Consider the following 16,627-nt stretch of genomic DNA (forward strand, 5'->3'; position numbering starts at 1 on the left):
TGTCGAGCCTTCGCAGGCGTTCAGCCGCTATGTTTACCCGCACCGCTCATGGCCGTGGCGAGGCCGCGCCGGCGTGTCACTCGGGACGACCGGCCGTGCGCTAGCTGCCGATAAACCGCCGACCGGACTCTGGGAACGCTTCCAGAGTCCGGCCGTGAGCCGATGCAGCCTGCGCGGCTGGCTAGCGGAAGGCCAGGTCCCTGAGCAGCAGGGCAATACCGGGGCAGACCACCAGCGCGATCGCCACCAGTAGCAGGATCACCAGAAACACCGGTACGCCTCTGACCACATCGATAAAGGGGCGGCGGAATACCGCGACCGCGGTGAAGATATTGCAGCCGAAGGGCGGGGTTGCCGCGCCGATCGCCACCTGCAGGGTGATCAAGACCCCGACCAGAACGGGATCGAGCCCGGCCGCCTTGACCAGCGGGGCGAAGATCGGCACCAGGATCAGGATCACCACGATGGAGTCGACGAACATGCAGCCGACGAAGAACGCGAGGTTGATCGCCACCAGCGTCATGATCGGCCCCGCGCCATCCAGGCCGATGGCGGCGATGATCTGCTGGGGCAGCTGGGTGTAGGACAACACCCAGGCGAACGCCGCGCCGGCGGCGATCAGGACGAACACCACCGAGGTCACGGCACCGGTCGACAGGGCAATGTCGAAGATGTCGCGGGCCTTGATCGAGCGGAACACCACGACTTCCAGCGCCAGGGCGTAGAGCACGCAAACGGCTGCCGCTTCGGTGGGGCTGAAGACGCCGCCATAGATGCCGCCCACGACTATCGCCGGGAAGCCCATGGGCCATACGGCGCGGCGTATCGCGTTGAAGCGCTCGGCCCAGCTGGCCTTGGGCTCGACGGGAATATTGTGGCGTTTGGCGTACCACATGCAGTACAGCGAAAACAGCACGATGATCAGCAGCCCTGGGCCAAGGCCGGCGATGAACAGCTCGGAGATAGAAGTACCGGAAATCACCCCGTAGACGATCATGCCGATGGATGGCGGAATCAGGTAGGCCAGGTCGGCGGCATTGACGATCAGGCCAATCGAGAAGCTGTCGTTGTAGCCGGCCTTGAGCATTCGTGGGCGCATGGCGCCACCGACCGCCACCACCGTGGCCTGGGTGGAGCCGCACACCGAGCCGAACAGGGCGCAGGCGGCCGTCACCGAGACCGCCAGGCCCCCGCGGATATGCCCCATGAAGCGCATCACCACATCCACCAGGCGGTCGGCCGAGTGGCCGCGGGTGATGATATCGGCCGCCAGAATGAACATGGGCACGGCCACCAGTGCGGCGGGTTTGACCCCGCCGATCATCTGCTGGATCACCAGTTGCAGGCTGAGATCCGGCATGTAGAGCACAAAGGCCAGCAGGGTCGCCGCCAGCAGGGGCACCATCATCGGGAAGCCGGCCAGCAGCAATACGATCATCACGCTCAGCATCAACAGAGTCATGACCGACCCTCCGCGTCATTCTTGGCTTGTTCAGGCGATTTTTCGTCGAGCGGGTCGGCGCCCGGTTCGAGATGATCCTGCTTGTACAGGTGCAGGACTTCGGCGATCTCCGGATCGAGGTACTGATCGACCTCGCTGAACGAGATGTAAACGTCCTGATCCGCCAGGTTGAGGTTCTTGCAGGCGGTCAATACATACTGCACGCCTGCCACCAGGAAGCCTGCGATGACCCAGACATAGGTCAGGTACAGCGGGAACTGCAGGGCTGGCGTGACCCGGCCACGGGCGGCGACCTTGGCCACGTACTCCAGGGCGTACCACGCCAGGATGAACATCACCACTGCGGTCAAGCCGGCGATGAGCACCATCAGGAGTTTCTTGGCGCGCACCGGCAACAGGTCATACAGGGCCGACATGCGAATATGGCGGCCCTTGCGGGTCACATAGCCCAGGCCGATGAAGGTGATGATCACGATCAGGAACTGGTTGAACTCCTCGCTGAAATACAGGCTTTGCGAGAACAGATAGCGGCCCAGCACGTTGGCGATCGAGTTCGCGGCCATGAGGATGATTCCCCAGCCCAGCACTAAGGCTTCGGCTTTGCCGATGAGGGCATCGCAGGCAGCCAGGATTCGGGTTACGGAACAGCCTCGCGAGAACGTGGGCGTTCCCTCGGTCTGGCCTAGCGGCTCAACGGGTGTGAAATTTCTTCGATTCATTACATAGCTCTCCAGGCGCCTGACGAGGCGGCGCCTTGCAAATCAGCAGACCAGACTGACGACTGCAGCGAGTCCGGCGGCAAGAGAAACGCCGCGCGAGAACCTGCTTGGCCAGGTGCTCGGGCTGCCTCCATGCACGCCATACCGCGGCTCTCCACCCCCTGCCCGAAGCCCAGTCAGGGGCGCGAGACGTGATGGGGGGAGGCGTGTCGGTGCGCCGCACGCCGTGCCACGCACCCCCTCAGCCCCTACTGACTGACGGCGACCTCGGCCTGCAGTGCGTCCAGCAGTTCCTGGCCGCGTTCGCCGGCGATTTGGGTGTAGGCGGCGTGGGTCGCCTTGCTGCGCTCACGGAACACCGCGCGCTCCTCGTCGGTCAGCTTGACCAGCTTGATCTCGGGCTTAGACGCCTGGATCTTGGCCAGTTTTTCCTCATTGAAGCGAATGACCACATCGCGGATGAAGCCTTGCATGTCCGCCATGGTCTCGCTGATCAGCTGCTGGCGGGCCGGCGGCAGAGCGTCGTACCAGTCGGTGCCGGAGAGGATGGAGGTGACCAGTTCCTGTTCGCCGGCCCAGATCATGTAATCGGTGACCTCGTAGAACTTCATCTCCTCGATCGCCGCGACCGGGTTGATCTGGCCGTCCACCTGCTTCAACTGCAGGGCGCCATAGACCTCGCCGAATGGCAGCGGCGTAGGGCTGGCACCGAGGTCCTCATAGGCTTTCAGCAGAATGGGGGAAACCATGACGCGCATCTTGAAGTTCTCGAAGTCGTCCGGGGAGCGGATCTCGCGATTGGTCGTCCACACCTGCGGGCCTTCGGAGTACAGGGTATGCAGCTTCAGCCCGCGGTTCTCGAAGTCCTTGCCGAGCTCCTGGTTGACCAGCTTGCTGTCGCTGAGAAAGCTGGAGACCGCGGCCGGCTCGCTGGGCAGGGTATAGGTCAGCAGGAATATCTGTGACTCGGGCACTAGGGTGCCGAGGTTGCCGACCGATACGTTGGCGAATTGCACCACGCCATCGGCGACCTGCTCGACCAGTTCGGTGGGCGTCCCCAGGGAGCCGAGATGGTAGACATTGATGCTGACATCGCCGTTGGTCTTACTTTCGATGCGCTTTTTGAACTCCTGGGCGTAGGTGTCCATGATCGAGCCTGGGATCTCCTCGATCGCGAACTTCCATTCCTCGGCCATGACCAGAACCGGGGTCAGGGCGAGCGTGGTGGCGAGCGCCACCCCTTGCCAGATTTTCTGAAATTTCAACATCTGTCATACCCTCATTTGTTTTTGTTGGGAGTGCTGCTGACGCTCGGCGAGCCGCGGGGCAGACCGACTCGGTCTATCCCGCCGCCGATCACGCCGGTGAGCCGGGGCTAGTCCGGTTCACCGGCCCCTTCCAGCGGGGGTGGGCCAGTATAGGAACGCCTTGAAAAGCCCTAACATCCACAATGGCCGATGCCTATATCTGAGATCCCGAAGTAAGTAGCGGACGCTTGGCGAGAGTCTGGCGCCCTGATTCCAGAGGCCGGAAGGCGTGCGGGACCGATAAAAAAGGCGACCCGAAGGTCGCCTTTGCACTGTCGCGGCTGCTCAGCGGCGCTTGGCGCCAGGCACCTGCCGATCGGTGTGGGAGGGCGAGCACAGCAGGGTTGCCAGCTGCGCATTCGGCGACAGCGCCCGTATCTCACCCAGGCAGTCGGCGGGCTCGTCTGCACCGCGTCCAGATTGAGGGCGCGGGCACCGAGCAGCGCCGGGACTTCCTGGGTGATGCCGAGGCGGTCGGTGAAACGACGTGGATACGCATGACGGGCCCTAGGGCGAGTGTACGGTCGACTCATTGGGCATCGGCCATGGTGCGGGCGCACTGCATCAGCTCATCGAGGAAAGCGCGCTGAATCAGCGGCGCCGCCGCCCCTCGCCGGGTGATGATCTCGAAGGCCGAGAGCAGGCGCAGACGCCCCGGTTCCAGGTGCACGAGGTCGCCGCTCTCGACCCACGGCCGGGCGAAGTGCTCGGGCAGGAAGCCGGCATAGGCCCCCGACAGGATCAGCATGGCCTGGGCCTCGACGTTGTCGACGGTGGCCGCCGCCTTCCCCACCCCCAGGGATTGCAGGTCGCGCTGCTGCAGGTAGCCGCGCGCCACCACCCGACTGGTGGCGATGCGCTCCAGCAGATTGACCTTGGGGCCGTGACCACCGGCCAGCGGGTGATGACGCCCGCAATAAAAACCGTGGCTCTCCTGATACAGCGGCGAGTAGGAAAGCCCCGGCACGCGAAACGGGAAGTGGCCGACGGCCAGGTGCAGACGCCCATCCAGCACCTGCTCTTCAAGCTCTGCCGGGGTGCCTATGTGCACATGCAGATGGACCTCGTGACCTCGCATGACGAAGCGCTGGGTGGTCTGCTTCAGCGGACAGGCCGGGTCGGTGATGGTCGAGTCGATGACGCCTAGGTTCAGCGTGCCGCTGACCTCGCGCTTGAGTACGTCGGCATCGACGCAGAAGTCTTCCACAGCGCTGAGCAGGCGCTGGGTGGCGGCATGGATCGCTTCCCCTTGCTCGGTCAGGCGAAAGCCGCTGCGCCCGCGCTCGCAGAGCTTGACGCCAAGGCGCGTCTCCAAGTGTGCCATCTGCTCGCTGATGGTCGACTGGGCGACGTTGAGGGTGGCCTGGGCCGCCGAGAAACCGCCGCACTTGACGATGGTGTTGAAGACTTTGAGCAATTTCAGGTCGACATCGTGCAACTGGATCATCGCGTACCTCTGGTGGAGGGTTACATCGGAAATAACGATTTACGCATCGTATGATCGGCATTTTTTCAGCTAGGGGTAAAGCCCATAGTTCGAGCACGGACGCACACCTGAGCGTCGTCTTCCGTCACTCAACAGAACACTGGAGCCCCTGTCCATGTCCAAAAACAACTATGAGAATGGCCGCCTGAACCTCCCCTTCGTCGGACATTGCACTTTCGCCAAGTCCCCGGTATGCCTCGACTGGGACAGGCTGGATGCCGATGTGGCGGTGCTTGGCGCCCCCAACGACATGGGCACCCAGTGGCGTTCCGGGGCACGCTTCGGACCGCGCAGCATTCGCGAGGCGTCCACCCTGTTCTCCTTCGGTCACAGTGGCGCCTACGACTTCGAGGACGATGTGATGTACCTGCGCACGGAAGATGTGCGCATGGTGGACGTAGGCGATGCCGACATCGTTCATACCGATATGAACACCAGCAACGACAACATCGAGTACGCCGTACGCAAGCTGCTCGATGCCGGCGCCATGCCGGTGGTACTGGGCGGCGACCATTCGGTACACGCCCCGGTGATCAAGGCCTTCGAGGGCCGTGGACCGATCCATATCGTGCACTTCGATGCGCACCTGGACTTCGTCGACGAGCGCCACGGCGTGCGCTACGGCCACGGCAACCCGCTGCGCCGCGCCTCGGAGATGGACCACATCGTCGGCATGACCCAGATGGGCATCCGCAACGTGTCCTCGTCCAACCGCGACGACTACAACGCCGCCCGCGACGCCGGCTCCAAGGTCCTCTCGGTGCGCGACGTGCGCCAGCTGGGCGCCCAGGGCGTGCTCGATCTGATTCCCGAGTGCGAGTCCTACTACATCACCATCGACATCGACGGCTTCGACCCCTCCATCGCTCCCGGCACCGGCACCCCCAGCCATGGCGGATTCCAGTACTACGAGGTGCTGGAGATCATCCAGGCATTGGCCAAACGCAGCCAAGGCCGCATCGTCGGCATGGACCTGGTGGAGGTGGCGCCGGCCTACGATCTGAGCGGCATGACTGCGATCCTCGCCGCACAGTTGCTGATGAACAGCATAGGTTTCGTCTTCCACGAGCGCGCCCAAGCTCGCCGTTAGCAGCTAGTTGGCCCCTCTACCAGATCTGGAAGAGGGGCTGGACTAAGACCTACTCCAGTTGGCCAAGAACGGCCCGCTTGGGCACCGCAAACCTGCTCCTTGCTCCAGCAGTCGTCAGGCTTGACCTGTCGACCGGTTCGCGGCGAATGCCGCGCTCTTACCTAGCCTCGTTGGTTTCCTGCCATGCGTTCCAGCATCGCTCGCAGTATGGCTATCGCCGCACTCAGACTATTCCCAGTATTGGCTTGCTGTCCGTGGAGAGCGCGACGCAGGAGGCCGCCGGTACGCTGGTCGGCATGCTAAGGACTGAGTGATGGGCGGATTGCCTTATCCGCCTGCGAGGCTCAAGCTTGCGTTTTGCCGCTCGGCGGCAAGGGCTTTTCAGGGGTGAGCGATGAAGTCGGTGGGGCGGGCAAGTTTGTGGATCATGTTGGGTGGGTCGTTGATCCTGGCCCTGTCGTTGGGCATTCGCCATGGCTTCGGCCTGTTCCTGCCGCCGATGAGCGCCGAGTTCGGCTGGGGACGCGAGGTGTTCGCCTTCGCCATCGCCCTGCAGAACCTGATCTGGGGCCTGGCCCAGCCCTTCACCGGGGCGCTGGCCGACCGCATGGGCGCCAAGCGCACCATAGTTGTCGGCGGGGTGCTCTATGCCGTCGGCCTGGTGCTGATGGGCTTGGCCGATTCGTCCTGGTCGCTGTCGCTGAGCGCCGGCCTGCTGATCGGCCTGGGCCTGTCCGGCACCTCCTTCTCGGTGATCCTCGGCGCCATCGGCCGTGCCGTGCCGATGGAGAAGCGCAGCATGGCCATGGGCATCGCCAGTGCCGCCGGCTCCTTCGGCCAGTTCGCCATGCTGCCCGGGACCCTGGGCCTGATCGGCTGGCTCGGCTGGTCGGCGGCGCTGCTCGCCCTGGGCCTGCTGGTGGCGTTGATCGTGCCGCTGGCGGCGATGATCGAGGACCGGCCGCTGCCCAAGCAGGGCAACGAACAGACCCTGCTGGAGGCGCTGCGCGAGGCCGGCGGCCACTCCGGCTTCTGGCTGCTGGCGCTGGGCTTCTTCGTCTGCGGCTTCCAGGTGGTGTTCATCGGCGTGCATTTGCCGGCCTACCTGGTCGACCAGCACCTGCCGGCGGTGGTCGGCACCACGGTGCTGGCGCTGGTCGGCCTGTTCAACGTGTTCGGCACCTATGCGGCCGGCTGGCTCGGCGGGCGCATGGCCAAGCCGCGCCTGCTCAGCGCCCTGTACCTGGCGCGGGCGGTGGTGATCGCCGCCTTCGTCATGACGCCGCTGACGCAGTGGAGCGCCTATGCCTTCGGCATCGCCATGGGCCTGCTGTGGCTGTCCACTGTGCCCCTGACCAACGGCACGGTGGCGACCCTGTTCGGCGTGCGCAATCTGTCGATGCTCGGCGGCATCGTCTTCCTCTTCCACCAGCTCGGTTCCTTTCTCGGCGGCTGGCTGGGCGGCTACCTGTACGACCAGACCGGCAGCTACATGCTGGTGTGGCAGATCGCGATCGTCCTCAGCCTGATGGCCGCAGCGTTGAACTGGCCGGTGCGCGAGCAGCCGGTGGCGCGCCTGCAGGGCGCCGGAGCCGAGGCGTGAGCGCCAGGCTCTGGGCGGGGGCCGGCCTGGCCCTGGCCGGCGCCGCGTTGCTGGCGCTGAGCTGGTGGGGCTGGCAGCAGGGCGGCCTCGACCTGCTGCAGCTGGGCGTGGGCATCTGCTAGGACGGAGCGGTCACGGCCCTCACCCATCTGGGCGATGGGGCCGTCTGCTCGACCTCCTTAGACTCGTGGGACGCCGGACGCAGTTTCCCGGCGTGCCCACAAGAACCATAAGGAGGCACCCATGCGTCGCGTTTTCACTTCTGCTATGGCCGTTTTGGCCCTGGCTGGCGCCGTCGAGGCCCAAGCCGGCTACACCCAGACCAAGTACCCCATCGTGCTGGTGCACGGCATCTCCGGCTTCAGCAACCTAGGCGGCCTGGTCAACTACTTCCATACCATTCCCTGGAATCTCGAGCGCGACGGCGCCAAGGTCTATGTCGCCAGCGTCGCGGCGTTCAACGACAGCGAGCAGCGCGGTGCCGAGCTGGCCCGGCAGATCCAGCCCTGGGCCGCAGCCAACGGCGGCAAGGTCAACCTGATCGGCCACAGCCAGGGCTCGCCGACTTCGCGGGTGGCCGCTTCGCTGCGCCCCGACCTGGTGGCCTCGGTGACCTCGGTCAACGGCGTCAACAAAGGCTCGAAGGTGGCCGACGTGGTGCGCGGGGTGGTGCCGGCGGACAGCGCCATCGAGGGCGGTGCCGCCGCCATCGCCGCGGCACTGGGCGGCTTCATCAACCTGCTGTCCGGCAGCAACAACAGCCAGGACCCGCTGGCCTCCCTGGAGACCCTGACCACGCCGGGCACCGCGGCCCTCAACAGCCGCCACCCCTGGGGCGTGAACAACGCCAGTTACTGCGCCAAGTCCACCGAGCTGCACAACGTGCGCGGTCACAACATCCGTTACTTCTCCTGGACCGGCAACACCGCCTTCACCAATATATTCGATGCCACCGACCCGCTGCTGGCCACCACCGGCCTGGCCTTCGGCGGCGAGAAGAACGACGGCCTGGTCGGCGTCTGCTCGACCTACCTGGGCCAGGTGCTGGGCGACAGCTACCACCTCAACCATGCCGACGCGATCAATCACCTGTTCGGCATTCGCGGCTGGACCGACCCGGTCTCGCTGTATCGCCAGCACGCCAACCGGCTGAAGAACAAGGGCGTCTGATTCCTACCGTACGGGCGGGCGGCCCCGGGCCGTCCGCCACCTGGAGACCCCATGTCCTTGTCTGTGCGCTCCATCCTCCCGGCGCTCGCGCTGGTCGCCTGCGCAGCGGGCCTGACGCTCTACCGGCAATGGCCGGCTGCGCCGTTGCCGCCGTCTGATGCTTCTCCCGTGGTCGAGACGCCCATTGTCGCAGTCCCTGCACCGGTGTCGGCGCAGAGTGCGGCAGCAGAACGGCAGGGCCCGACGCCGCGGCCCCTGGTGCCGGCCATGGCCGACACCGAGGTCGACGGCCAGCTGCACACCGACAGGCGCGGTAACCTGCTGCTCGGCCTGGGCGTGCGCGACTATTTCGACTATTTCCTCAGCAGCGCCGACCAGCTGGGCCTGGAGCCGGCGGTAGAGGCGCTGCTGGCCGATGCCGGCGGCCGGTTGCAGGAGCCGGCGCTGGGCCAGCTGGTCGGCCTGCTGGGCGATTACCTGGACTACAAGCGCGCCAGCCTGGCGCTGCTGCAACAGCCGTTGAGCGCACAGCAGCAGACCGAGCCGCAGGTGCAACTGGCGACCCTGCGTCAGGCGTTCGACAGCCTGGCGCAGTTGCGTCGCGCGCATTTCTCCGCCGGTGCGGTGGAGGCATTGTTCGGCGCCGAGGAAGCCTATGCCCGCTACACCCTGGACAACCTGGCGCTGCTCGCCCGCGAGGACCTGAGCGAGCCGGCCAAGGCCATGGCGCAGGTGCGCTTGCGCGAGCAGTTGCCCGAGAACCTGCGCGCCAGCGAGGAACGCCAGCAGCAGGCGCTGGCCCAGCAGGCCGAGAGCGAGCGCTTGTGGCGCGAGGGGGCCAGCGAGGAAGAGGTGCGGCAGTCGCTCGCCATGACCTATGATCCGCCCACGGTCGAACGCCTGCTCGCCGAGCAACGCCGCGAACGCGCCTGGCAGCAACGCTACGGGGCCTACCGCGAGGAGCTGGCCGGCTTGCAAGGCCAGGGCCTGAGCGCGGCCGACCGCGAGCGTGAGCGCCAACGCCTGCGCCAGCGCCTGTTCGACGCCGAAGACCAGCACCGGGTGGACACCTATGACGCGATCGCCGCCAAGCAGCAGGAGGGCGCCAGCCCCACACCCTGAGTTCCAGGGCACTCGTCTATGAGCCTGCAGGCCGAGGAGCGTCTGCTGCTGGCGCAACAGCGCCGCGGCCACGGCCGCCTGCGTTTCGTCGAGGCCCTGGAGCGGGGGTTCGTCGAGCACCGGGTGCAGCGCATCCGCCGCCGCCTGTGGTTGATTGCCGGCATCGCCATCGCCTTCCAGGCGATCTACGCCGGCCTGGACCTGAGCCTGATGCCGCTGGACGTGGGCCTGTCGATACTGCCCCTGCGTCTGCTGGGGATCTGCACCGTGCTGGCGGCCTGCGCCTACTGTCGCCGTCCGCAGAGTGCCTTGGGCGGTACCCAGCTGGCCTACACCGGCGCCTATGCCTTCAACGGCGCTTGCGTGGTGGCGATGATCTACCTGAGCGCGGCCCAGGGCGAGGCCATGCCCTATGACGGCCTGTTCCTCATCCTGCTGTTCGGCTACGTGCTGCTCGGCGTGTCGTTCCGGGCCATCAGCCTGGCGGCCTGGGGCTTCTGCCTGCTGTACCTGCTGCTCGGCCTGCTGCTCACCGAGGCGGGGCCGGAGCTGGCGTACCAGGGGCTGTTTCTGGTCTGCGCCAATTTGATCGGCAGTGGCGGGGCCTATCTGCAGGAGCATGGTCAGCGTGGTGCCTGGTTGAACATGAGGCTGCTCGACCTGGCGCGCCAGCGCGCCGAGGCCGACGATGCGCGCAAGCTGCGCCTGCTCGCCGCCGCCAGCCACGACCTGCGCCAGCCGCTCAACGCCATGGGCCTGTATGCCCAGCATCTGCTGGAGCAGAGCCTTGAGTCGACCACTCGCCAGGTCTGCGAGCGCCTGGCGACCTCGGTCGAGCAGCTCAGCCGCCTGCTGCAATCCCTGCTGGACTACAGCCGCCTGACCCTGCCGGGGGGCGTGCCGGTCAAGCCGCAAGCCTTCGCCCTGCGCCCCCTGCTCGAGCGCCTGAGTGGCGAAACCGCGGATGAGGCCGGGGCCCAGGGCATCGAGCTGGAGCTGGACTGCAGCGAGCTCTGGGTGCGCAGCGATCCACTGTTGTTGGAGCGGGTGCTGCGCAACCTGCTGGTCAACGCCCTGCGTCATGCCCAGGCGCGGCGGGTGTGGCTGCGCGCCTGGGAGGAGGCGGGTGCCGTGCTGCTGGAGGTGGCCGACGATGGCCGTGGCCTGAGCCAGGCGGAACAGGCCCAGGTGTTCGAGGAGTTCCGTCAGCTGGACAATCCCGGGCGCAACGTCGAGCACGGCCTCGGCCTGGGCCTGGCCATCGTCCAGCAACTGGCGACGCTGCTGGAGCACCCGCTACGCCTGGATTCCGCGCCGGGGCAGGGCGCGCGTTTCAGCCTGCGCCTGCCCTTGGCTGAGTCCGGGCAAAGGCCGCTGGCCGTGGCGACCGGCGCGGCGCTGGGCGGGCGCATCCTGCTGCTGGAGGACGACGGCCCGGGGCGCGAGGCACTGGCCGGGCTGCTGCGGCGTTGGGGGTGTCAGGTCTGGGCCTGTGCGGAGCTGCCCCAGGCGCTGCATTGCCTGGACGAGGCCCGGCCGCAGTTGCTGATCAGCGACTACCGCTTGGGCGCGGCGGAAGATGGCCTGGTCGCCCTCGAACGGTTGCGCGAGGCGAGCGGATGGATGGTGCCGGCGCTGCTGATCAGCGCCGATGTCTGCCCGGAGCTGCAGGAACGCTGCATTCCGGCCCACGCCACTCTGCTCGGCAAACCGCTGTTGCCGGCTCGCCTGCGCCAGGTCCTGACGGTATTGCTGCCGGGCGCCGCGCCTGCCGCCGCTGCCCAGGCGTAGTCCGGCGGCCGGCGTCGCTTCAGAGCCAGCCGCGCTGGCGCGCCGCGCTGACGCAGGCGGTACGGGTGTGCACGCCCAGTTCCTGGAACAGTGCCTTGAGGTGGGTCTTGACCGTGTCCTCGGCCACTCCGAGGTGGCGGCTGATGGCCTTGTTCGGCAGGCCGTCGGCCAGCAGCAGAAGGATCTCCTGCTGCCGCGGGGTGAGCTGCGGCTTCTCGCCAACGCCGGGCGCTGGCAGCGTCTCGCCGAGTAGTACGCGGGTCACCGCTCGGCGCAGGTCGTCGCCGTCGGCGCTCTTGGGAATGAAGCCCAGGGCGCCGGCGGCCAGCGCGGCCTGGGCGTCCAGGCTGGAATCGCTGGCGCTGAGGATCGCCACCGGGGTCATGCGGCCCTGTCGTTGCCAGCGCTGCAGCAGCTCGAGGCCGGGCAGGTCGGGCAGGCGCAGGTCCAGCAGGATCAGGTCGAAGTCCTGCCGCCCCAGGCAGGTCTCGGCCTCGGCGGCATTGTGCGCGGTCTGTACCCGCAGGTCGGGGCACAGCGGGGCGAGGGCCAGGCTCAGGCCATCGAGGAAGATGCGGTGGTCGTCCACCAGCAGCAGGCGCAACTGGTCGGGCAGGGCGGTGCAGACTGTGGTCATGGGGTGTCCCACGCGGCTGTTCTTGTAGTTGTCGACGCCGCGCGAGTGTAGCGCAATCGCGCCGCGGAATAGGTAGCGTTGGGTCACTGACGGGCGAGGCGATGACGCGAGCCGTTGCGTCACCGGGCTAAGGTCGTGCGGCGAGCATCGCGGGTTCAGGCGACCCGGCTGACGTTGCCGACGCAGCGCTGCCATGCCTCGATGAAGGCCCCGGGCTGGCCGTTGGGTTGAAACACCCGGCGCCAGACCTGGGCCAGGCCGAGCAGGTCGTCCGCCGCGGGCAGGACGAGGTGCTCCACCTCGATCAACAGCCAGGCGATGGCGGTGGCATAGCGCAGGTTGACCGTCAGTTCCAGGTGCGGGGCGGCGAGAAAGGCATGCTGGCTGGCCAGACCGCGCACCTGGCTGGCCAGGTCCGGGTCTTGAGCCAGATGCAGATCCCACAAGCCCTGATGGCGGCGTTCGGTGATGCGGTACAGACCGTGGCCACGGCGGTCGTCGAGGGCGCTGCCGAGGCCCGATTGGCTGGCGGCGGCGCCCAGCAGCAGGGCTTCGGCGGAAACTGAGTGGCGCCCCAGGTAGACCAGGGTGGGGCGGATGACGTGCTGGCACAACTCGCAGGCGGCGATTCCCATAAAGCCCTCGCGAAAGATGGCCGGTGGGGCCGTGGCGCGTGGCAGCTTCTGCTTGTTCTCTAAAGACCCCACCGGAAGCGGTGGTTAGCCGCTCATCTTCAAGTCTAGTGCGACCTTTGAGCTGTAAAGGGCTGTTTTTAAATTGTTTTCAGCTTTCGGTTATTGCCCATATTCCGCTTGGTGCTTAGCCGGGGTTGCCAGTGGCATAGAGCGCCACGTCACCGCAGGTTCGCGTTGCGTGCCTGTTGCCTATCAGTCTCCGCTCGCCACGGGACGGCTCGGGTCGGTGATCCATTCGCTCCAGGAGCCGGCGTAGAGGCTTGCCAGCGGGTAGCCGGCGAGGCACAGGGCGAACAGGTTGTGGCAGGCGGTGACGCCGGAGCCGCAGTAGGCCACCAGCTCGTCGGCCGGGCGCGACCCCAGCTGCGCGGCGAAGCGCTGGCGCAGCTGCTCGGCGGGGAGGAAGTGGCCGTCGCTGTCCAGGTTGTCGGTAAAGGCCGCACAGCGGGCCCCGGGAATGTGTCCGGCCACCGGGTCCAGCGGTTCCACCTCGCCGCGAAAGCGCGGCAAGGCACGGGCGTCGAGCAGGGTCAGGTCGCTGCTGCCGAGGCGCTGTTGCAGCTGGGCGGCGCTGACCAGCAGGTTCTGGTCCGGCGCGCCGCTGAAGTCGCCGCGGGCCGGGCTCGGTTGCTCGTGACTCAGGCCCAGGCCGGCTTTGTGCCAGGCCTTGAGGCCGCCGTCGAGCAGGTAGACGCCGTCGCGCTTGCCCAGCCAGGCCAGCAGCCACCAGGCGCGGGCGGCGAAGGCGCCGGGACCGTCGTCGTACAGCACCACCTCGCTGCCCTGGTTCAGGCCCCATTGGCGCAGCCGTTCCAGCAGGACCTGGGGTTCCGGCAGCGGATGGCGGCCGGTGACGCCCTGGTGCACCGGACCGGAGAGATCCTGTTCCAGGTCGGCGAACTGGGCACCGGGGATATGCCCGGCGGCGTAGCTGCGCTGGCCATAGCTCGGGTCTTCGAGGGCGAAGCGGCAATCGAGGATCAGCAGATCGGGCTGTTCCAGGCGCAGGGCGAGTGCCGCGGGCGTGATCAACTGGGCGAGGGGCATGGCGGGCATCCTGTGGCCAATGGGGTCAGGGGCATGATAAACCCGGGGCCGAGGCACAGGAAAAGTACTTGGGCTAGGCTGGGGTTGGCCTGTCGCGCACATGTCGGCGCGGCCAGCAGAGGAGGCCATATGCACAGTCCGGCAGCCCTGTCCGATCCTGTTCGCCGGGGGGAGAGCGCCGATGGTTGAGGCCATCTCGGTCGCCGAATTGCAGGCCCGGTTGGCATCTTCCGAGCCGCCGTTGCTGTGCGACGTGCGCCGGCAGCCGGCGTTCATCGGCAGCCCGCAGGTCATTCCCGGCGCGTTGCGGCGCCTGCCCGAGGCCGTCGCGGCCTGGGCCGGAACCCTACCCGGCGGGCGGGATGTGGTGGTGTACTGCGTGCACGGCCATGAGGTCAGCCAGGGCGTCGCCGCGTACCTGGCCGACCAGGGGCTGCGCGCCTGCTACCTGCGCGGCGGCATCGAGCAGTGGAAGGCCGAGGGCGGGGCCACCGTGGCGCTCGCCGACTGAGCCGGGCCAGGCGCCTGCTGTGGCGTGGAGGCGGCTGCTGTATCGTGGCGGCCTTTCCTTCCCCGGGTTGCCGCGAGATCGTCATGAAACGCTTCGTACTGCTGGATACGGTTGAAATTCCCGACAACGCCGGCGCGCTGTGCCTGTTCGAGTACGGCGAGGACTTCGTGATCAAGATCGCCGGCGGCGATGGCGGTCAGTTGATGAACACGCGCATGCACGGCTCCGAGGATGCCCTGGCGGCGATTCCCTGCAAGCAGGTGGCGAGCCGCCCACAGGTGCGGGCGCTGATCGGCGGCCTGGGCATGGGCTTCACCCTGGCCGCGGCGCTGCAGCACCTGGGCGCCGATGCCGAGGTGACGGTGGCCGAGCTGGTGCCCGGGGTGGTGGCGTGGAACCGTGGGCCGCTGGGGGCCAAGGCCGGCTACCCGCTGTTGGACCCGCGCACCCGGGTGGTGCAGGAGGATGTCGCCAAGCTGCTCAAGACCGCCAACCAGGCCTTCGACGCGATCATGCTGGACGTCGACAACGGTCCCGAAGGGCTGACCCAGAAGGGCAACGGCTGGCTGTATTCGGCCGAGGGGTTGCGCCAGTGCCATCAGGCGCTGCGGCCCAAGGGCCGGCTGGCGGTGTGGTCGGCCAGCGCCGACCGCCCGTTCGGCGAGCGGGTGCGCCGGGCCGGCTTCAAGGTGGAGGAGGTGCAGGTGTATGCCCACGGCAACCGCGGCACCCGCCACACCCTGTGGATCGCCGAGAAGCTCGGCTAGGGGCGCGTTCGTCGCAGGCGGGCCCTGGCGCGGCGAGTCTCAGCGAATCCGCAGCTTGCCGATGCGGTCGTTGTCCAGGCTGCCGAGGTACAGGTAATCGCCCACCGGCTTGGCCGAGGTGATCATGCGCAGGTGGCTGCCGCTGGTGTCGTGCAGGCTGCGGACGATCTCGCCCTGTTCATCGATCGCGACGACCAGGCCATAGGGAATCGCCTTGGGCCACAGCACCCGGGGCAGCTTGGCCAGCTGCGCCTTGAACCAGGGGTGGCGGTGCAGCAGGTCGGCGTCGGCCTTGCGCGGCGTCGGCAGGGCGACCCAGAACAGCCCGGCGCCGTCGCCCTCCAGGTTGTCCGGCAGGCCCGGCAGGTTGTCGATGAAGGTGTCCGCGGTGCCGGCCTGGTCGCCCTCGAGCCAGTAGCGGGTGATGCGGTAGCGGTAGGTCTCGTTGACCAGCACGAAGTCCTCCTCCGCCGACAGCGCCACGCCGTTGGCGAAGTACAGGCCCTCGAGCAGCACCTCGGTCGTCTTGGTCCGCGGGTCGTAGCGCAGCAGGCGCCCGTGGGGGCGGGCCTCGAGCAGGTCGAGCAGGTAGTCCGGCTGCTCGAAGCGCGAGGAGGCGTCGCTGAAGTAGATGCGGCCGTCGCGGGCAATCGTCAGGTCGTTGGTGAACTTGAAGGGTACCCCGGCGGCCTCGATGCTCAGCACCTCGATGCGGCCCTGGGGATCGATGGCCAGCAGGCCCTGGTAGGCGTCGGCGACGATCAGATTGCCGGCCGCATCGAAGTCCATGCCCAGCGGGCGGCCGCCGGTCTCGGCGAAGGTCTCCAGCCTGCCGCTGGCGTCGATGCGCACGATGCGCCCGTCGTGCAGGCCGCTGTAGAGCCGGCCCTGGGCGTCCACGGCGCTGTCTTCCGGCCCCTGCAGCTGGCCCTTGGCGATCAGCTCGGCCTTCATCAGGGTATCGTTGGGCTCCAGCACGCCGGTCATGGCCGGGGCCGGCGGCGCCTGCCAGGCCAGCGGGTCGATGGGGCTGGGGGTGACGGCCAGGTAGAGGGCGGTCGCGGCTATCGCCAGCGCGAGCAGGCCGAGCAGTTTCTTCATCGTGGTCATTCCTTGTGCTGAAGAGGGCGGGTGGCGCGGGGGCGACAGATTACACAGATCGCGCAGCGCGCGTGCCCTCTTTGCCGGCCCCGATGCCCGGCAAAGGGCGAGGGCGATAT

16 protein-coding genes and 1 pseudogene are annotated in these 16,627 nt (G+C 67.3%); 8 read left to right on the forward strand and 9 right to left on the reverse strand.

Going from position 1 to position 16,627, the window contains the following annotated elements:
• Positions 1-181: 181 nt before the first annotated feature.
• The 5 genes and pseudogenes from ACSX1C_RS02335 to ACSX1C_RS02355 form a co-directional block, all read right to left on the reverse strand.
• Entirely contained in the window at positions 182-1,462 is a 1,281-nt protein-coding gene (locus tag ACSX1C_RS02335; RefSeq protein WP_439888065.1) for a TRAP transporter large permease, read from the reverse strand.
• Complete coding sequence (locus ACSX1C_RS02340; RefSeq protein WP_439888066.1) at positions 1,459-2,181, reverse strand: TRAP transporter small permease; 723 nt, start codon at positions 2,179-2,181, stop codon at positions 1,459-1,461. The genes ACSX1C_RS02335 and ACSX1C_RS02340 overlap by 4 nt, the downstream gene beginning before the upstream one ends.
• Before the next feature lie 248 nt (positions 2,182-2,429).
• Positions 2,430-3,449 carry a TRAP transporter substrate-binding protein gene (locus tag ACSX1C_RS02345; protein WP_439888067.1) on the reverse strand — a complete coding sequence of 340 codons (1,020 nt, stop codon included), beginning with the start codon at positions 3,447-3,449 and terminating at the stop codon, positions 2,430-2,432.
• Between the two features lie 419 nt (positions 3,450-3,868).
• Positions 3,869-3,987 (reverse strand): annotated as a pseudogene (locus ACSX1C_RS02350) (hypothetical protein); the annotation flags it as partial.
• 30 nt (positions 3,988-4,017) lie between these two features.
• Positions 4,018-4,935, reverse strand: a complete 918-nt coding sequence (locus tag ACSX1C_RS02355) for a LysR family transcriptional regulator (protein WP_439888068.1) — start codon at positions 4,933-4,935, stop codon at positions 4,018-4,020.
• A gap of 154 nt (positions 4,936-5,089) precedes the next feature.
• Between ACSX1C_RS02355 and speB the strand changes: the two genes are divergently transcribed.
• The 6 genes from speB to ACSX1C_RS02385 all read left to right on the forward strand — a co-directional run bounded on the left by speB (position 5,090) and on the right by ACSX1C_RS02385 (position 11,750).
• A complete protein-coding gene (gene speB, locus ACSX1C_RS02360; protein WP_439888069.1) occupies positions 5,090-6,064 on the forward strand; it encodes an agmatinase in 975 nt (324 codons plus the stop codon).
• 403 nt (positions 6,065-6,467) lie between these two features.
• Positions 6,468-7,667 carry an MFS transporter gene (locus ACSX1C_RS02365; protein WP_318642312.1) on the forward strand — a complete coding sequence of 400 codons (1,200 nt, stop codon included), beginning with the start codon at positions 6,468-6,470 and terminating at the stop codon, positions 7,665-7,667.
• Positions 7,664-7,789, forward strand: a complete 126-nt coding sequence (locus ACSX1C_RS02370) for a hypothetical protein (RefSeq protein ID WP_439888070.1) — start codon at positions 7,664-7,666, stop codon at positions 7,787-7,789. The genes ACSX1C_RS02365 and ACSX1C_RS02370 overlap by 4 nt, the downstream gene beginning before the upstream one ends.
• A gap of 121 nt (positions 7,790-7,910) precedes the next feature.
• Positions 7,911-8,837, forward strand: coding sequence for an esterase/lipase family protein (locus ACSX1C_RS02375; protein ID WP_439888071.1), 927 nt, complete (start codon positions 7,911-7,913; stop codon positions 8,835-8,837).
• A gap of 51 nt (positions 8,838-8,888) precedes the next feature.
• Complete coding sequence (locus tag ACSX1C_RS02380) at positions 8,889-9,959, forward strand: lipase secretion chaperone (RefSeq protein WP_439888072.1); 1,071 nt, start codon at positions 8,889-8,891, stop codon at positions 9,957-9,959.
• Positions 9,960-9,977: 18 nt separating this feature from the next.
• Positions 9,978-11,750 carry a hybrid sensor histidine kinase/response regulator gene (locus tag ACSX1C_RS02385; RefSeq protein ID WP_439888073.1) on the forward strand — a complete coding sequence of 591 codons (1,773 nt, stop codon included), beginning with the start codon at positions 9,978-9,980 and terminating at the stop codon, positions 11,748-11,750.
• 19 nt (positions 11,751-11,769) lie between these two features.
• Here ACSX1C_RS02385 and ACSX1C_RS02390 read toward each other — a convergent pair whose 3' ends face one another.
• The 3 genes from ACSX1C_RS02390 to ACSX1C_RS02400 form a co-directional block, all read right to left on the reverse strand.
• Complete coding sequence (locus ACSX1C_RS02390; RefSeq protein ID WP_439888074.1) at positions 11,770-12,387, reverse strand: response regulator transcription factor; 618 nt, start codon at positions 12,385-12,387, stop codon at positions 11,770-11,772.
• 155 nt (positions 12,388-12,542) lie between these two features.
• Entirely contained in the window at positions 12,543-13,022 is a 480-nt protein-coding gene (locus ACSX1C_RS02395) for a hypothetical protein (protein WP_439888075.1), read from the reverse strand.
• A gap of 252 nt (positions 13,023-13,274) precedes the next feature.
• Complete coding sequence (locus tag ACSX1C_RS02400; RefSeq protein ID WP_439888076.1) at positions 13,275-14,129, reverse strand: sulfurtransferase; 855 nt, start codon at positions 14,127-14,129, stop codon at positions 13,275-13,277.
• Between the two features lie 181 nt (positions 14,130-14,310).
• Here ACSX1C_RS02400 and ACSX1C_RS02405 point away from each other — a divergent pair, with 181 nt between their 5' ends.
• Together ACSX1C_RS02405 and ACSX1C_RS02410 are read left to right on the forward strand one after the other, a co-directional pair.
• Positions 14,311-14,640 (forward strand): rhodanese-like domain-containing protein, encoded by a 330-nt coding sequence (locus ACSX1C_RS02405; protein WP_439888077.1) that lies wholly within the window; start codon positions 14,311-14,313, stop codon positions 14,638-14,640.
• Between the two features lie 83 nt (positions 14,641-14,723).
• Positions 14,724-15,407, forward strand: coding sequence for a spermidine synthase (locus ACSX1C_RS02410; RefSeq protein ID WP_439888078.1), 684 nt, complete (start codon positions 14,724-14,726; stop codon positions 15,405-15,407).
• A 39-nt stretch (positions 15,408-15,446) separates the two neighbouring features.
• Here the strand turns inward: ACSX1C_RS02410 and ACSX1C_RS02415 are convergent, their stop codons facing one another.
• Positions 15,447-16,508 (reverse strand): SMP-30/gluconolactonase/LRE family protein, encoded by a 1,062-nt coding sequence (locus ACSX1C_RS02415; protein WP_439888079.1) that lies wholly within the window; start codon positions 16,506-16,508, stop codon positions 15,447-15,449.
• Positions 16,509-16,627: the final 119 nt, after the last annotated feature.

The sequence above is a fragment of the Pseudomonas sp. MBLB4123 genome (assembly GCF_051904775.1).
GTDB lineage: Bacteria > Pseudomonadota > Gammaproteobacteria > Pseudomonadales > Pseudomonadaceae > Aquipseudomonas > Aquipseudomonas benzenivorans_B.

What these genes read in the sequence shown, in the direction of transcription:
- ACSX1C_RS02335 (WP_439888065.1), bottom strand. Translation starts at nt 1,462, where the DNA reads ATGACTCTGTTGATGCTGAGCGTGATGATCGTATTGCTGCTGGCCGGC.
- ACSX1C_RS02340 (WP_439888066.1), bottom strand. Translation starts at nt 2,181, where the DNA reads ATGAATCGAAGAAATTTCACACCCGTTGAGCCGCTAGGCCAGACCGAG.
- ACSX1C_RS02345 (WP_439888067.1), bottom strand. Translation starts at nt 3,449, where the DNA reads ATGTTGAAATTTCAGAAAATCTGGCAAGGGGTGGCGCTCGCCACCACG.
- ACSX1C_RS02355 (WP_439888068.1), bottom strand. Translation starts at nt 4,935, where the DNA reads ATGATCCAGTTGCACGATGTCGACCTGAAATTGCTCAAAGTCTTCAAC.
- speB (WP_439888069.1), top strand. Translation starts at nt 5,090, where the DNA reads ATGTCCAAAAACAACTATGAGAATGGCCGCCTGAACCTCCCCTTCGTC.
- ACSX1C_RS02375 (WP_439888071.1), top strand. Translation starts at nt 7,911, where the DNA reads ATGCGTCGCGTTTTCACTTCTGCTATGGCCGTTTTGGCCCTGGCTGGC.
- ACSX1C_RS02380 (WP_439888072.1), top strand. Translation starts at nt 8,889, where the DNA reads ATGTCCTTGTCTGTGCGCTCCATCCTCCCGGCGCTCGCGCTGGTCGCC.
- ACSX1C_RS02385 (WP_439888073.1), top strand. Translation starts at nt 9,978, where the DNA reads ATGAGCCTGCAGGCCGAGGAGCGTCTGCTGCTGGCGCAACAGCGCCGC.
- ACSX1C_RS02390 (WP_439888074.1), bottom strand. Translation starts at nt 12,387, where the DNA reads ATGACCACAGTCTGCACCGCCCTGCCCGACCAGTTGCGCCTGCTGCTG.
- ACSX1C_RS02395 (WP_439888075.1), bottom strand. Translation starts at nt 13,022, where the DNA reads ATGGGAATCGCCGCCTGCGAGTTGTGCCAGCACGTCATCCGCCCCACC.
- ACSX1C_RS02400 (WP_439888076.1), bottom strand. Translation starts at nt 14,129, where the DNA reads ATGCCCCTCGCCCAGTTGATCACGCCCGCGGCACTCGCCCTGCGCCTG.
- ACSX1C_RS02405 (WP_439888077.1), top strand. Translation starts at nt 14,311, where the DNA reads ATGGTTGAGGCCATCTCGGTCGCCGAATTGCAGGCCCGGTTGGCATCT.
- ACSX1C_RS02410 (WP_439888078.1), top strand. Translation starts at nt 14,724, where the DNA reads ATGAAACGCTTCGTACTGCTGGATACGGTTGAAATTCCCGACAACGCC.
- ACSX1C_RS02415 (WP_439888079.1), bottom strand. Translation starts at nt 16,508, where the DNA reads ATGAAGAAACTGCTCGGCCTGCTCGCGCTGGCGATAGCCGCGACCGCC.